12 protein-coding genes, 5 tRNA genes and 2 pseudogenes are annotated in these 12994 nt (G+C 54.1%); 1 reads left to right on the top strand and 18 read right to left on the bottom strand.

Going from position 1 to position 12994, the window contains the following annotated elements:
• The first annotated feature begins 38 nt into the window (after positions 1 to 38).
• Positions 39 to 977, top strand: coding sequence for a CDF family zinc transporter ZitB (gene zitB / locus K5I40_RS14330; protein WP_223074860.1), 939 nt, complete (start codon positions 39 to 41; stop codon positions 975 to 977).
• Here the strand turns inward: zitB and pnuC are convergent.
• From pnuC to cydA, 18 genes and pseudogenes are all read right to left on the bottom strand, one after another.
• A complete protein-coding gene (pnuC, locus tag K5I40_RS14325; RefSeq protein ID WP_223074861.1) occupies positions 974 to 1693 on the bottom strand; it encodes a nicotinamide riboside transporter PnuC in 720 nt (239 codons plus the stop codon). The two genes, zitB and pnuC, sit on opposite strands and share 4 nt — an antisense overlap.
• Before the next feature lie 30 nt (positions 1694 to 1723).
• Positions 1724 to 2767, bottom strand: a complete 1044-nt coding sequence (gene nadA / locus K5I40_RS14320) for a quinolinate synthase NadA (protein WP_223074862.1) — start codon at positions 2765 to 2767, stop codon at positions 1724 to 1726.
• Positions 2768 to 3121: 354 nt separating this feature from the next.
• A tRNA-Lys gene (locus K5I40_RS14315) sits at positions 3122 to 3197 on the bottom strand.
• Positions 3198 to 3225: 28 nt separating this feature from the next.
• Positions 3226 to 3301 (bottom strand) — tRNA-Lys (locus tag K5I40_RS14310).
• Between the two features lie 142 nt (positions 3302 to 3443).
• A tRNA-Lys gene (locus K5I40_RS14305) sits at positions 3444 to 3519 on the bottom strand.
• Between the two features lie 3 nt (positions 3520 to 3522).
• Positions 3523 to 3598 (bottom strand) — tRNA-Val (locus tag K5I40_RS14300).
• A gap of 35 nt (positions 3599 to 3633) precedes the next feature.
• A tRNA-Lys gene (locus K5I40_RS14295) sits at positions 3634 to 3709 on the bottom strand.
• Positions 3710 to 3871: 162 nt separating this feature from the next.
• Positions 3872 to 4662: pseudogene (cpoB, locus tag K5I40_RS14290) on the bottom strand (cell division protein CpoB).
• A gap of 9 nt (positions 4663 to 4671) precedes the next feature.
• Positions 4672 to 5193, bottom strand: coding sequence for a peptidoglycan-associated lipoprotein Pal (gene pal / locus K5I40_RS14285; protein ID WP_032617096.1), 522 nt, complete (start codon positions 5191 to 5193; stop codon positions 4672 to 4674).
• Positions 5194 to 5227: 34 nt separating this feature from the next.
• On the bottom strand, positions 5228 to 6520 hold the full coding sequence (gene tolB / locus K5I40_RS14280) for a Tol-Pal system beta propeller repeat protein TolB (protein ID WP_039029417.1): 1293 nt from the start codon (positions 6518 to 6520) through the stop codon (positions 5228 to 5230).
• A 133-nt stretch (positions 6521 to 6653) separates the two neighbouring features.
• Positions 6654 to 7987 (bottom strand): annotated as a pseudogene (tolA, locus tag K5I40_RS14275) (cell envelope integrity protein TolA).
• 37 nt (positions 7988 to 8024) lie between these two features.
• Positions 8025 to 8453 carry a colicin uptake protein TolR gene (gene tolR, locus K5I40_RS14270; RefSeq protein ID WP_039029343.1) on the bottom strand — a complete coding sequence of 143 codons (429 nt, stop codon included), beginning with the start codon at positions 8451 to 8453 and terminating at the stop codon, positions 8025 to 8027.
• A 3-nt stretch (positions 8454 to 8456) separates the two neighbouring features.
• Positions 8457 to 9149 carry a Tol-Pal system protein TolQ gene (gene tolQ / locus K5I40_RS14265; protein ID WP_072036639.1) on the bottom strand — a complete coding sequence of 231 codons (693 nt, stop codon included), beginning with the start codon at positions 9147 to 9149 and terminating at the stop codon, positions 8457 to 8459.
• Positions 9146 to 9550, bottom strand: a complete 405-nt coding sequence (ybgC, locus tag K5I40_RS14260) for a tol-pal system-associated acyl-CoA thioesterase (protein WP_032617092.1) — start codon at positions 9548 to 9550, stop codon at positions 9146 to 9148. Before ybgC ends, tolQ begins: the two co-directional genes overlap by 4 nt.
• A 148-nt stretch (positions 9551 to 9698) precedes the next feature.
• Positions 9699 to 9983, bottom strand: a complete 285-nt coding sequence (gene ybgE, locus K5I40_RS14255) for a cyd operon protein YbgE (protein ID WP_039029341.1) — start codon at positions 9981 to 9983, stop codon at positions 9699 to 9701.
• Entirely contained in the window at positions 9983 to 10096 is a 114-nt protein-coding gene (gene cydX / locus K5I40_RS14250; protein WP_006177208.1) for a cytochrome bd-I oxidase subunit CydX, read from the bottom strand. The genes ybgE and cydX overlap by 1 nt, the downstream gene beginning before the upstream one ends.
• 14 nt (positions 10097 to 10110) lie before the next feature.
• On the bottom strand, positions 10111 to 11250 hold the full coding sequence (gene cydB / locus K5I40_RS14245; protein ID WP_223074864.1) for a cytochrome d ubiquinol oxidase subunit II: 1140 nt from the start codon (positions 11248 to 11250) through the stop codon (positions 10111 to 10113).
• A 15-nt stretch (positions 11251 to 11265) separates the two neighbouring features.
• Positions 11266 to 12834: a cytochrome ubiquinol oxidase subunit I gene (gene cydA / locus K5I40_RS14240; protein WP_039029339.1), complete on the bottom strand. Its 1569-nt coding sequence runs from the start codon at positions 12832 to 12834 to the stop codon at positions 11266 to 11268.
• Positions 12835 to 12994: the final 160 nt, after the last annotated feature.

Raw genomic sequence — 12994 nt, 5'->3', positions numbered from 1 at the left:
TCTACACTTAAAATAATAATTAACCGGGAAATTTTTTCATGGCGCACACCCACACGCATGCCCCTTCTTCAAAGGATGAAAATGCTAAACGCTTAATGCTGGCGTTTGGCGTAACCGCGACCTTTATGGTCATCGAAGTGATCGGCGGGCTGGTTTCAGGCTCGCTGGCGCTGCTGGCCGATGCTGGCCACATGCTGACGGATGCGGCAGCCCTGCTGTTTGCCCTGCTGGCGGTGGTGTTCGCCCGTCGTCCTCCCAGCAGTGGACGCACCTTTGGCTGGCTGCGCCTCACGACGCTTGCCGCTTTCGTCAATGCTCTGGCGCTGGTGTTGATCACTTTCCTGATTGTCTGGGAAGCCATTCAGCGCTTCCGGTATCCTCAGCCTGTCGCGGGTATGACCATGATGGTGGTTGCCGTCGCCGGGCTGGTGGCCAATATTTTGGCATTCTGGCTTTTGCATCGCGGCAGCGAAGAGAAAAATCTCAACGTACGCGCCGCAGCGCTGCACGTGCTGGGGGATCTGCTGGGCTCGGTGGGTGCCATCGTCGCGGCGCTGGTGATCCTCTGGACAGGCTGGACGCCGGTCGACCCGATCCTCTCAATTTTAGTGTCGTGTCTGGTGCTACGCAGCGCCTGGCGTCTGTTACAGGAGAGTGTGAATGAGCTGCTGGAAGGGGCACCGAAGACGCTGGATATTCCGGCGCTGAAACGAAACTTAACGCGCTCTATTCCGGAAGTGCGCGATGTTCATCATATTCATGTCTGGATGGTGGGTGAAAAACCGCTGATGACGCTGCACGTTCAGGTTATCCCTCCCCACGATCATGATGCATTACTGGGGCGTATCCAGCACTTTTTGGAGCACCACTACGCCATCGCGCACAGCACCATCCAGATGGAATACACCCCCTGTAACGGACCGGACTGCCACCTCAACGAGATTGAGCCCGGCCACGCTCATCATCACCACCATTAACGCGACAGCGCGTGAGAACCCCGTTCACGCGCGCTGTTAATCCACATCCTGCAGCCGTTCAGGGCGATGAAGGTGAGGATCAGATACTCCAGCGACATGGCATAGACACCCTGCAGGGCGAAGATGGCCACGCTGATGACGTTGATGATCACCCACAGCAGCCAGTTTTCGACATATTTACGGGTCATCAGGATCATGGCGGCAATAGAGAGAACCATCATGCACGAATCCCAGAACGGGAAGGCGTCAGGCTGTAGCTCCGGCATGGTTACGTTCATTCCGAGGGCATTCATCGCCGAGACCGCCACGCGGGTGAGGAAGGCGAACACCGGGTCGATATAGACCGTCATCAGGCCAATCGCCACCACGCAGGCGGCCAGCCAGCCGATGGCCTTCGGCAACGGCAGCCAGCGGATCTGCAGTTCCGCCTCCTGCTGGCTGTTCTGCCGCGACCATGCGTACCAGCCGTAGATATTGGCGGCAAAGAAGAACAGCTGCAGCAGCAGGCTGGCGTACAGCTGGATCTGAAAGAAGATAATGGCAAAAAGCGTGACGTTCACCAGGCCAAACGCGTAGTTGACGATCTTCTCCAGACTGGCGAGCCAGATACAGAGCAGACCTGCAATCGTCCCTACGGCTTCAATCCATGACAAGTCATAGCCGCCAGCGCCAATCGGTATATGTACCAGAATGTTTTGCGTGCTAAAAAAATCCATCTTTTCCCCTGAGCGTTACGTTTACGTAGTTTAAGGACGTAGTGTAGCCGCAAAATCGAGCATGCGGTTAAGCGGAATTAATGCCCCTTCCCGCAGCGCCGCATCGACATGGATCTCATGGGCTACCCCGCCCGACTCCAGACCGTCCGCAATCGCCTTCAGCCCGTTCATGGCCATCCACGGACAGTGCGCGCAGCTGCGACAGGTTGCCCCTTCGCCTGCGGTCGGCGCTTCCAGCAGCTCTTTGCCAGGCACCGCCTGCTGCATTTTGTAGAAGATACCGCGATCGGTCGCCACAATCAGCTGGCTGTGCGGCAGCGTCTTCGCGGCGGTGATCAGCTGGCTGGTTGAGCCAACGGCATCCGCCATATCGACGATGGCCTGCGGTGATTCTGGATGCACCAGAATAGCCGCATTCGGATAAAGACCTTTCATGCGCGCCAGGGCCTGGGTTTTGAATTCGTCATGCACGATACAGGCGCCCTGCCAGCACAGAATATCCGCCCCGGTCTGTTTCTGTACGTAGTTACCCAGGTGTTTGTCCGGCGCCCAGATAATTTTCTCGCCCAGGCTGTCGAGATGTTCAATCAATTCGACGGCGATACTGGAAGTAACAACCCAGTCGGCACGCGCCTTGACCGCCGCAGAGGTGTTGGCGTAGACCACAACCGTTCTGTCCGGATGCGCATCGCAGAAGGCGGTGAATTCATCGATAGGGCAGCCCAGATCGAGCGAGCATTCCGCATTCAGGGTCGGCATCAGGATGGTTTTTTCCGGGCTGAGGATTTTTGCCGTCTCACCCATAAAACGGACCCCGGCCACCAGCAACGTCGAAGCAGGATGTTTTGCGCCAAAACGCGCCATTTCAAGGGAGTCTGAAATGCAACCGCCCGTCTCTTCTGCCAGCTGCTGAATTTCAGGGTCGGTGTAGTAATGCGCCACCATGACCGCGTCTCGCTCTTTGAGCAGGCGCTTAATTTTTTCACGGTAAAACTGCTTTTCGTCCAGGCTCAGCGGAACAGGCTTTGGCGGGAAGGGATAGATAGCGGCTTCAGGATCAAACATCACACTCATTTTGGCTTCTCGTTTTACTGGCTTAACAAATTTGCCATGCTTTAGCGATGATGACCAAAGTGACGGCAATTGTGTTTTATATACTAAACAAGATAGCGAATTTGATGTGAAAAGTCACATCAAAAGCGTGACAGTAGCATTTGATGAATGAATGATATTTACGTAGGCCTGATAAGCGCAGCGCCATCAGGCATGTGTTCCAGGCGCAGGAATAACAGATAGCAAAAAGGCGCCTTTAGGGCGCCTTTTTACATTGGTGGGTCGTGCAGGATGACTCGGCTTCGCCTCGCCCTTCGGGCCGTTGCTAAAGCAACGTTATCCTTCACGTTTAACATCAGAACAGCATGTTAAAATTGGTGGGTCGTGCAGGATTCGAACCTGCGACCAATTGATTAAAAGTCAACTGCTCTACCAACTGAGCTAACGACCCCTTGCGGGATGTACTACTTTTTTCAGGCTGGTGGGTCGTGCAGGATTCGAACCTGCGACCAATTGATTAAAAGTCAACTGCTCTACCAACTGAGCTAACGACCCGTTTGGGTACGCCTGAAATTTTTACTCGGAACCAATAAAAATTGGTGGGTCGTGCAGGATGACTCGGCTTCGCCTCGCCCTTCGGGCCGTTGCTGAAGCAACGTTATCCTTCACGTTTAATATCTGAGTCAGATATTAAAATTGGTGGGTCGTGCAGGATTCGAACCTGCGACCAATTGATTAAAAGTCAACTGCTCTACCAACTGAGCTAACGACCCGAGTGGTGGGTGATGACGGGATCGAACCGCCGACCCCCTCCTTGTAAGGGAGGTGCTCTCCCAGCTGAGCTAATCACCCGATACTACGCTGGATACTACTTACTACTGAGTTAGTGGTGGGTCGTGCAGGATTCGAACCTGCGACCAATTGATTAAAAGTCAACTGCTCTACCAACTGAGCTAACGACCCACTATTTTGGCTGCTTCCGGGGTGTTTGATATCCCTTGGCAACGGCGGCATATATTACTGATTTAAGAATTCTGCGCAACTAAAATTTTGATGAATATCACTTAACTGCTTACGAATTATGCTGCAAGACCAGAAAAAAAGCGATTTCTGGTCATGCGGCAATCAACCCATCGCAGCAAGGCGTTTTTGCGCTTGTTTTGCACCTTCGGTGCCCGGAAACTTAGTGACCACCTGCTGGAAAACGGCTTTCGCTTTTGCGGTGTCGCCTTTGTCCTGCATGATCACCCCGACCTTGTACATCGCGTCAGGTGCTTTCGGTGATTTCGGATAATTTTTAACGACAGAGGCAAAATAGAATGCCGCGTCGTCTTTCTTACCCTTGTTGTAATTCAACTGCCCCAGCCAGTAGTTAGCGTTTGGCTGATAGGTTGAATCGGGGTATTTCTTGACGAAGTTCTGAAACGCCGCCATAGCCTCGTCCTGACGCGAGTTATCCTGCACCAGGGCGATTGCCGCATTGTAGTCAGTATTCGCATCACCGCTCTGTACAGGCGCCGCTGTCGAGGCTGACGTATCAGCCTGAGGTGTTGCCTGCGCACCGGCTGCCCCTGATCCCCTGCTGCCGGTTGCGCTGCTGCGCCGCCGTTATTCAGGTTATCAATCTGCAGCATGATCTGCTTCTGACGCTCCACAACCTGATTGAGCTGGTACTGGCTTTCCTGAATCTGTCCGCGCAGTGAGTCAATATCGGTCTGGTTGTCAGAGAGCTGCTGCTGAAGTTGGGTTAAAAGCTGGCTGTGAGCATTAGAAATACGCTCGAGTTGGGTGACCCGGTCTTCTACCGAGCCTGAGCCGACACTACTGATTGGTGCCTGAGCAAAAGCGGCCCAGGGGGCCGCTATACCAACCAGTAACGACAGACTCAATAGATGATGTCTGAAGTTACTGCTCATGCAATTCTCTTAGTAAACCAGTACGGCACGACGGTTTTTGGAGTAAGCCGCTTCGTCGTGGCCCAGTACTGCAGGTTTTTCTTTACCGTAAGAAACGATGGAGATCTGGTCAGCAGAAACGCCTTTACCCTGCAGGTACATTTTAACGGCGTTAGCACGACGCTCACCCAGGGAGATGTTGTACTCAGGAGTACCACGTTCGTCCGCGTGACCTTCTACGGTGACTTTGTAAGACGGGTTGCTACGCAGGAAGTTAGCGTGCGCATCCAGCATCGCAGCGAAGTCAGAACGGATGTCGAACTTGTCCAGATCGAAGTAAACAATGTTGTTCTGCTGCAGCTGTTGCATCTGAAGACGCGCCTGCTCTTCAGAAGACATATTGCCGTTGCCGTTTGCGTCCATACCGGTGCCGGCACCCATCATGCCTTCGCCGCTCTGGTCGTTGCTGGCGTTCTTGTTAGAAGAACACGCTGCGATTGCCATAACAGGCAGAGCGATCATCAGCCCTTTCAGCACTTTGTTCAGTTGCATTTCTATGATTCCTTTATTATTCAATTAATTATTATTACAGGTACGGCGACCAGGCAGGTGATTTTACCTGTCCATCAGTTGCCGGAATACGCGCTTTGAAACGCCCATCGGTAGAAACCAGATTCAGCACGGATCCCATCCCCTGAGAAGAGCTGTAGATAACCATAGTGCCGTTAGGTGCCAGACTTGGCGTTTCATCCAGGAAAGTCGACGACAGAACTTGTACGCCGCCCCCGCCCAGATCTTGTTTAGCAATGTGCTGCTGACCACCGGCCGAGCTAACCATTACCATGAACTTACCATCAGCGCTCACGTCTGCGTCCTGGTTCTGAGAACCTTCCCAGGTGATACGCTGCGGTGCACCGCCGTTAACATTGACTTTATAAACCTGTGGACGACCTGCCTGGTCAGAGGTAAAGGCCAGGTTCTGGCTGTCCGGGAACCAGGTTGGTTCGGTGTTGTTGCTGCGACCGTCGGTCACCTGACGGATCTGGCCAGAGCCGATATCCATCACGTACAGGTTCAGGCTACCGGTTTTAGACAGGGCAAACGCCAGTTTAGAACCGTCAGGCGAGAACGCTGGTGCGCCGTTGTGACGTGGGAAAGAGGCAACCTGACGTACCGCGCCGTTAGCCAGCGTCTGGATAACCAGCGCTGAACGACCGCTTTCGAAGGTTACGTAGGCCAGCTTAGAACCGTCCGGTGACCAGGCCGGTGACATCAGCGGCTGCGGTGAACGGTGAACGGTGAACTGGTTGTAGCCATCGTAGTCAGAGACGCGCAGCTCATACGGGAACTGGCCGCCGTTGGTCTGCACAACGTAAGCGATACGGGTGCGGAATGCGCCTTTGATGCTGGTCAGCTTCTCAAAGACTTCATCACTCGCAGTATGAGCTGCATAGCGCAGGTACTGCTTGTTCACTTTGTAGGTGTTCTGTGCCAGCACGGTACCCGGAGCGCCACCGGTATCTACCAATTGATAGGCAACGGTATAACCGCCGTCCGGGTTAGGCGTAACCTGCCCCACAACGACCGCATCAATACCCAGCGCAGACCAGGCCGCCGGTTGCAGTTCTGCAGCAGTGCCCGGCTGCTGTGGCAGTCGAGAACGATCTAACGGGTTGAATTTACCGCTGTTGCGCAGGTCAGCAGCAACAATGCCACCCACATCTTCCGGCGCAGCACCTGGCCCTTTCCACTGGAACGGAACCACACCAATTGGACGTGCCGAATCCACCCCCTGGGTGATTTCGATACGCACTTCTGCGTGCAGCACCGCTGCCCACAGCATTAAAAAACTCATTGCAACACGTAATGCCTGCTTCATCATATCTCCCATATCCGGGTAACCTTACCCGCATAATTTAGCAGAATGTTAACAAACCCAAATAAACAAAACTACCAGAACGCTAAGACTAAACCTGGCCTGTTTTTCCCCGTTTGCACAGGGAAAATTCAACTTAAGGTTTGAAGTCCAGTGGTGCATTTTTGAACGTTTCAAACACAGCCTGTGAAGGCGGTTTCGGGAACTTCGTCATCCTGCTGGTTGCAGATAACATCTGCTGGCAGAAGGCCTCGTCCCCACCCTCTTTCTTCACGCTGAGGATTGTCCCGTCCGCGGCCAGATTTACCCGAAGCGTACAGGTTTTACCTTTGAAGCTATCCCAGTCGTACAGATGCCCACGAATGGCCGCCTGTACCTGCGCAATGTACGACGCGATCTCAGCCTGAGATGCACCGCCTTGCCCCGGCTTACTTCCTTTAGCAGGAGAAGCACCACCTGCGCTACCGCTGTTGCTGCCTTTCGGCGCATTCTTACCTGAGCTCAAATCACCGAACAGGTCGTCTACGTCAGATGCAGCCGCTTTTTCTGCTGCAGCTTTCTTCGCAGCAGCGGCTTTCGCGGCGGCAGCTTTGTCAGCAGCAGCTTTATCGGCAGCCGCTTTCTTCTCTGCAGCCGCTTTTTTATCTGCGGCTGCTTTTTCTGCAGCAGCGGCTTTCTTATCAGCTGCTGCTTTTTCTGCTGCGGCCTTTTCAGCGGCTGCGGCTTTTTCTGCTGCGGCGGCTTTTTAGCTGCTTCGGCAGCCGCTTTCTTCTCGGCTTCCTGAGCAGCTTGCTTAGCGGCTTCTGCTTCGGCTTTTTTCTGGGCTTCTGCCGCGGCCTTCTTAGCCGCTTCTGCATCTACCTTTTTCTTCGCGTCAACAGCCGCTTTTGCTGCTTCGGCTTCAGCCTGTTTCTGGGCATCGGCAGCGGCTTTTTTCGCGGCTAACGCAGCGGCATCAGCGGCTTGTTTTGCCGCTTCAGCAGCCTGTTTGGCCTGAGCTTCCGCCTGCGCTTTGGCATCTGCTGCGGCTTTTGCTGCCGCCTCTTCAGCCTGCTTCTGCTGCTCCTGCGCTTTCTTCGCTGCGGCTTCAGCCTGTTTCTGCTGCTCCGCCTGCTCTTTCGCCGCTTCCTGCGCCTGCAAACGTTCTTTCTCAAGCTGCTTCAGACGTTCCTGCTCGGCGGCCTGCTTTTCACGCAGCTCCTCCGCCTGCTGTTGCGCCTGCTTTTCGCGTTGTTCTTCAGCACGTTTCGCACTCGCCTGCTGCTGTTGCTGGCGGTTATAGTTCTGCACCACCGCGCCGGGATCGACCATCACAGCATCGATGGATGAACCTCCACCCCCGCCGGCAGCGGCATCCAGATGCTCATCGAACGAACTCCAGATCAGTGCTGCAAAAAGAATGACATGCAGCACCGCCGAGATAATTATCGCCCGTTTAAGCTTATCGTTTTGTTCGGTTGCCTTTGACACTATTGGTTCCCAAAAACTCTGTTGTGTACGCAGATGATCAAATAGGCTGCGTCATCAAGCCGACTGACTTAACGCCCGCGCTATGCAACAGGTTCAGCGCTTTAATTATTTCATCGTAAGGCACGTCTTTCGCACCACCGATTAAGAAGACTGTTTTCGGATTAGACTGCAGACGTCGTTGCGCTTCAGCAATGACCTGCTCCGGCGGCAGCTGATCCATACGATCTTTTTCCACCACCACGCTGTACTGTCCAACCCCGGATACCTCAATGATGACCGGTGGATCGTCATTGGTGCTTACAGCCTGAGATTCTGTCGCGTCCGGCAGATCAACCTCAACGCTCTGGGTAATGATGGGTGCTGTCGCCATAAAGATCAGCAGCAGCACCAGCAGCACGTCCAGCAGCGGTACAATGTTGATTTCGGACTTTAGTTCGCGACGACCCCGTCCACGCTGTCTGGCCATGGTTTACCCCTTGTTGCTCTCGGTGCTGGTAAACGCCTGGCGGTGCAGAATCGCAGTGAACTCTTCCATGAAGTTGTCGTAGTTCAGTTCCAGTTTGTTCACACGCTGGTTCAGACGGTTATAGGCCATAACCGCTGGAATCGCCGCGAACAGACCGATAGCGGTCGCGATCAGCGCTTCTGCGATACCCGGTGCAACCATTTGCAGCGTCGCCTGTTTTACCGCACCCAGGGCGATAAAGGCGTGCATGATCCCCCAGACCGTACCAAACAGACCGATATACGGGCTGATGGAGCCGACGGTGCCCAGGAAAGGAATATGCGTTTCCAGCGTTTCCAGCTCGCGGTTCATCGAAATGCGCATCGCACGGGATGCCCCTTCAACGACCGCTTCCGGCGCATGGTTGTTAGCCCGGTGCAGGCGCGCGAACTCTTTGAATCCGCTATAGAAGATTTGCTCGGAGCCGGAGAGGTTTTCACGACGGCCCTGGCTTTCCTGATACAAACGGGAAAGTTCGATACCAGACCAGAACTTGTCTTCAAAGGCTTCCGCTTCGCGGCCTGCGGCGTTGAGGATACGGGTTCTCTGGATAATGATGGCCCAGGATGCGATTGAAAAACCAATCAAAATCAACATGATAAGTTTAACCAGAAGGCTTGCCTTCAGGAACAAATCAAGGATATTCATGTCAGTCACTGCTTAAACTCCGCGACAATAGACTTAGGAAGCGCACGAGGCTTCATGATGAGTGGATCAACACAGACAATCAGGACTTCAGCTTCGTTCAGTACTGTGTTCTCTGCGTTGACGATCCGCTGCGTGAAAACCAGTGAGGTTCCGCGCATTGATGTTATTTCCGTTTGGACTTCGAGCATATCGTCGAGTCTGGCAGGCGCAAAATACTCCAGCGTCATCTTGCGTACCACGAAGGCAACTCGCTCCGCCAACAGAACCTGCTGGCTAAAGTGGTGATGGCGCAGCATTTCAGTGCGTGCTCGTTCATAAAAGGCAACGTAGCTGGCGTGGTAAACCACACCACCGGCGTCAGTGTCTTCGTAGTAGACACGAACCGGCCATCGAAATAGCGTTGTATTCACTTTACATCCCGGTAATGCAAAAAAGTTTAGAGCTTTTGAACTTCGCTACTATACGCGCGGGAATGGTGGTTTGGAATGGGGGAAAGTAAACGGAGAGTAAATTTTTATGGGCCTGGGTAGACCCATAATTTTAACGGATAATTCTTATTCAGCTGAAAAAGAAAATCAGCCCAATCAGCAGGACCACATCAGCGATCAGCGGGCAAAAGATGCCCTGCCAGTGTACGGCTTTAGGACGAAAGCCAACGCCGTGGATCACCCCAGCGCATACTGCCCACATGATAAGAAAACCGTGCCAGATCTCGAGCTCGCTGGTCTTCGCCGCGAAGCGCGACGGATCCCAGAAAATACAGCCCGCCAGCAGTAAAGCCATCACTAAGGAAAGCGCCCTTAACGGGCGCTTGTCCATGATCGCGTAGAGATAAGCGATCATCAGTGTTTTTCTTCACCGGCTTTGGACGCTTCAACGTGCTCAAGCGCCAGGGCGGTAATCACACCAAATGCACAGGCCAGAAGCGTTCCTAAAATCCATGCGAAATACCACATATTCAGCTCCTTCCTTAATACATAGAGTGAGTGTTGCTTTCGATATGTTCTTTCGTGATACGACCGTACATTTTCCAGTAACACCATGCGGTGTAAGCCAGAATGATCGGTACGAACACGGCTGCCACAAACGTCATCAGATTCAGCGTCATCTGACTGGAGGTGGCATCCCACATCGTCAGGCTGGCGTTCATCATGGTGCTGGATGGCATCACGAACGGGAACATCGCGATACCGGCGGTCAGGATAATGCACGCCAGCGTCAGTGAAGAGAAGATGAATGCCAGTGCGCCTTTTTCCATGCGAGACGTCAGCAGGGTCAGTAGCGGCAGCACCACGCCCAGCGCCGGAATGGCCCACAGAACCGGGGTGTTGTTGAAGTTCACCAGCCAGGCGCCAGCCTGACGAGCCACTTCTTTAGTCAGCGGGTTCGATGGCGCAGTATGGTTAATCGCTGAGGTCACCACGTAACCGTCGATACCAAACATGACCCAAACACCTGCCAGCGCGAAGCCAACCAACGTCACCAGAGCCGCAATCTGCGATACCGCGCGGGAGCGCAGGTGCAGTTCACCCACGGTACGCATCTGCAGATAGGTTGCACCCTGAGTGAGGATCATCGCCACGCTGACCACGCCCGCCAGCAGACCGAACGGATTCAGCAGCTGGAAGAAGTTGCCGGTGTAGTACAGGCGCATGTATTCATCGAGGTGGAACGGCACGCCCTGCAGCAGGTTGCCGAACGCCACGCCGATTACCAGCGGCGGCACGAAGCTCCCGATGAAGATGCCCCAGTCCCACATGTTGCGCCAGCGGGTGTCTTCGATCTTCGAGCGGTAGTCAAAACCAACCGGACGGAAGAACAAGGACGCCAGCACCAGGATCATCGCCACATAGAAGCCGGAGAACGCAGCCGCGTAGACCATCGGCCAGGCAGCAAACAGCGCGCCGCCTGCGGTGATGAGCCACACCTGGTTACCATCCCAGTGCGGGGCGATGGAGTTAATCATAATTCGACGCTCGGTATCATTACGACCGAGGAAGCGGGTGAGCATGCCCACCCCCATGTCGAAACCGTCAGTGACCGCAAAACCAATCAGTAAGATCCCGACCAGCAGCCACCAGATAAAACGCAATACTTCATAATCGATCATTTGACGACTCCTGTCTTAGCGTGCCGGCTGAGAAGCCACGGTGGACTGCTCATAGTGGTAGCGACCGGTTTTCAGGCTGCTTGGGCCAAGGCGCGCAAACTTGAACATCAGGAACAGTTCAGCCACCAGGAACAGCGTGTACAGACCACAAATCAGCAGCATGGAGAAGATCAGATCCCCGGCGGTCAGGGATGAGTTCGCCACGGCGGTTGGCAGTACCTCACCGATTGCCCACGGCTGACGGCCATACTCGGCAACAAACCAGCCGGATTCGATGGCGATCCATGGCAGCGGGATGCCGTACAGCGCAGCACGCAGCAGCCATTTACGCTGACCGATACGGTTACGAATGACCGACCAGAAGGAGGCGCCGATGATCAACAGCATGATGATTCCGCAGCCAACCATAATACGGAACGCGAAGTACAGCGGCGCTACGCGTGGAATGGAGTCTTTGGTCGCCAGCTGGATCTGCTCTTCCGTCGCGTCAGAGACGTTCGGGGTATAGCGCTTCAGCAGCAGGCCATAGCCGAGGTCTTTTTTCACGTCGTTAAACTGATCGCGAACGGACTGATCGGTGGAACCGGCACGCAGCTCCTCCAGCAGGGTGTAAGCTTTCATCCCGTTACGGATACGCTCTTCATGCTGCACCAGCAGATCTTTCAGGCCGATAACCGGCGTATCCACAGAGCGGGTGGCAATGATGCCGAGCGCATAAGGGATCTGAATAGCAAAGTGGTTTTCCTGCGCATCCTGATCGGGAATACCAAACAGGGTGAAGGCGGCCGGTGCAGGCTGGGTTTCCCACTCTGCTTCGATCGCTGCCAGTTTGGTTTTCTGCACGTCGCCCATTTCGTAACCGGATTCATCACCCAGCACGATAACGGAGAGGATTGCTGCCATACCGAAGCTCGCCGCGATGGCGAAAGAGCGCTTGGCAAAGGCGAAGTCACGACCACGCAGCATGTAGTAGGCGCTGATGCCCAGCACGAACATCGCGCCGCAGACATAACCGGAGGCCACAGTGTGAACGAATTTCACCTGCGCGACCGGGTTCAGCACCAGCTCGGAGAAGCTGACCATCTCCATACGCATGGTTTCGAAGTTGAAATCAGACGCGATTGGGTTCTGCATCCAGCCGTTAGCCACAAGGATCCACAGCGCGGACAGGTTAGAGCCTAATGCCACCAGCCAGGTCACAGCCATATGCTGGACTTTACCCAGACGGTCCCAACCGAAGAAGAACAGACCTACAAAGGTGGATTCGAGGAAGAAGGCCATCAGACCTTCAATGGCCAGCGGCGCACCGAAGATATCCCCTACATAGTGGGAATAGTAAGACCAGTTAGTCCCGAACTGGAACTCCATGGTCAGACCGGTTGCCACGCCCAGCGCAAAGTTGATACCAAACAACTTGCCCCAGAACTTGGTCATATCTTTATAAATCTGTTTGCCGGAAAGGACGTAAACCGTTTCCATGATTGCCAGCAGGAACGCCATACCGAGCGTCAGTGGCACAAACAGGAAGTGGTACATCGCGGTCAAGGCAAACTGTAAGCGCGACAGTTCGACTACGTCTAACATTATGACTCCTTGCTCATCGCATGAAGACTCCGAGAGTGAAACCTTAAATAAGGATTCACACGCATGCCCCAATACAAATTATTCGCAACTTTATCGTCGCTTTACCCCGAGAGAGGATAAACTGATGACGTAAGGTTACAAATACGTTAAAAAAACCCAA

The sequence above is a fragment of the Leclercia sp. LTM14 genome, from assembly GCF_023736175.1.
GTDB classification, from domain to species: domain Bacteria; phylum Pseudomonadota; class Gammaproteobacteria; order Enterobacterales; family Enterobacteriaceae; genus Enterobacter; species Enterobacter barmai.
The sequence above is the reverse complement of the archived record's forward strand: the minus strand, read 5'-3'. Positions and strand labels throughout refer to the sequence as shown.

What these genes read in the sequence shown, in the direction of transcription:
- zitB (WP_223074860.1), top strand. Translation starts at nt 39, where the DNA reads ATGGCGCACACCCACACGCATGCCCCTTCTTCAAAGGATGAAAATGCT.
- pnuC (WP_223074861.1), bottom strand. Translation starts at nt 1,693, where the DNA reads ATGGATTTTTTTAGCACGCAAAACATTCTGGTACATATACCGATTGGC.
- nadA (WP_223074862.1), bottom strand. Translation starts at nt 2,767, where the DNA reads ATGAGTGTGATGTTTGATCCTGAAGCCGCTATCTATCCCTTCCCGCCA.
- pal (WP_032617096.1), bottom strand. Translation starts at nt 5,193, where the DNA reads ATGCAACTGAACAAAGTGCTGAAAGGGCTGATGATCGCTCTGCCTGTT.
- tolB (WP_039029417.1), bottom strand. Translation starts at nt 6,520, where the DNA reads ATGAAGCAGGCATTACGTGTTGCAATGAGTTTTTTAATGCTGTGGGCA.
- tolR (WP_039029343.1), bottom strand. Translation starts at nt 8,453, where the DNA reads ATGGCCAGACAGCGTGGACGGGGTCGTCGCGAACTAAAGTCCGAAATC.
- ybgE (WP_039029341.1), bottom strand. Translation starts at nt 9,983, where the DNA reads ATGATCGCTTATCTCTACGCGATCATGGACAAGCGCCCGTTAAGGGCG.
- cydX (WP_006177208.1), bottom strand. Translation starts at nt 10,096, where the DNA reads ATGTGGTATTTCGCATGGATTTTAGGAACGCTTCTGGCCTGTGCATTT.
- cydB (WP_223074864.1), bottom strand. Translation starts at nt 11,250, where the DNA reads ATGATCGATTATGAAGTATTGCGTTTTATCTGGTGGCTGCTGGTCGGG.
- cydA (WP_039029339.1), bottom strand. Translation starts at nt 12,834, where the DNA reads ATGTTAGACGTAGTCGAACTGTCGCGCTTACAGTTTGCCTTGACCGCG.